Source organism: Oscillibacter sp. CU971 (assembly GCF_905219725.1).
Classification (GTDB): domain Bacteria; phylum Bacillota; class Clostridia; order Oscillospirales; family Oscillospiraceae; genus Oscillibacter.
Window position 1 is genome coordinate 1 of record NZ_CAJMXG010000550.1, and the last position, 1,164, is coordinate 1,164.

Genomic DNA, 1,164 nt, shown 5'->3' on the forward strand with positions numbered 1-1,164 from the left:
GCATCGGAGCCGGGGCGGCGGGGGCGTCCTCCATGATGGAGGGGACCGGCGCGGCGGGCTTGTCCCCCGCCGTGGCTGTGCTGGGCTTAATCCAATAGGCGGATTTTTTCTTGCTCCAGATGCCGCCCAATGCCTTGATGGTTTCGGCGTGGGCTTCCACGTCGCCGGACAACCAGACGTTAGGGGAGCTGGTTTTTTCGCCCTTGACTTTGTAGGTCAGACCGGGGAGCGCGTCAAGGCGGGCTTTCAGGGTTGCGAGGTCCGGCGCGGCGGGGGTCCGCTCCACCTGGGCGGGGCCGTAGATGTAAGAAAGTTTCTGGTAAAAGTGCGGGGACTGCTCCGGGGCCTCCTTGCCTGCGTCCTCGGCGGCTTTGATGGTCGCGGCGCTGGGCTTATTGGTGTGCTTCCAGAGGTAGCAGTCAAAGAGCGGGGCGGCGTCCTTCTGGACCTGGTAGCCGCGCTTAGACCAATCGGCGGCGGTGTGGAAAGGCAGGTCGCCGCGCTGGAGGCAGGCGTCAAGCTGTTCCTGGGGGATGCCGTGGGCAATAGCGGCATTGTAGATAATTTCGGTGTTTGTCATGGTAAAACCTCCTGTAAATTTTGGGGTTGGGTTGATGTGTTCCGGGTCTTTCGGCCCATGAGCGCCCGCCGGGGTTGTCCGGCGGCTGGGCTTGCACCAGCGGCGGCGGGATGCCGTCGGCCTTGCGGGCTGTTAGGGGGTGGCGAAAAGGTTGAGGCCCATATGGTCAACGTCATTTACCAGGTGAACAAACCAGGCCCAGGCGGATTCCTCGGATTCCTCGACGGTTTCGCCCGTGCGGCCCATATTGGCACAGTAGGCGTCAAACTCAATTTTTTTGATTTGCTCGGCGGTCAGTGTGCTAATGTCAACCAGTGTCTCAAAGCGGTCAAGCGTTCTGTAAGTCAGCATTGTTTTTTTCATGTTCAGTTTCCTTTCCGGCCTGCTGGCCTGTCGAGGTTGATTTGTCGGGCATGGTGTGGTATCATGAGGGCGGCACGTGGTAGGCCATGCCGCCCCGTGTTTCGTGCTTAGATAGCCGCTACTCTTGACGGGGTGGGCGGCTATCTTTTTGCGCTTTTACTGGTTCTGCTGGGGCTGCTGGATGCCAGTAGCGATGTACTTGATGCATTCCGTGGCTTCTT

Annotated in this window: 1 protein-coding gene and 1 pseudogene; both read right to left on the reverse strand. The window is 59.9% G+C overall.

Annotation, left to right across the window (positions count from 1 at the left end):
• Nucleotides 1–580: pseudogene (locus tag JX325_RS17335) on the reverse strand (hypothetical protein); the annotation flags it as partial.
• Nucleotides 581–712: 132 nt separating this feature from the next.
• Complete coding sequence (locus JX325_RS17340; RefSeq protein WP_204792249.1) at nt 713–943, reverse strand: hypothetical protein; 231 nt, start codon at nt 941–943, stop codon at nt 713–715.
• Nucleotides 944–1,164 lie beyond the last annotated feature (221 nt).

What these genes read in the sequence shown, in the direction of transcription:
- JX325_RS17340 (WP_204792249.1), bottom strand. Translation starts at nt 943, where the DNA reads ATGAAAAAAACAATGCTGACTTACAGAACGCTTGACCGCTTTGAGACA.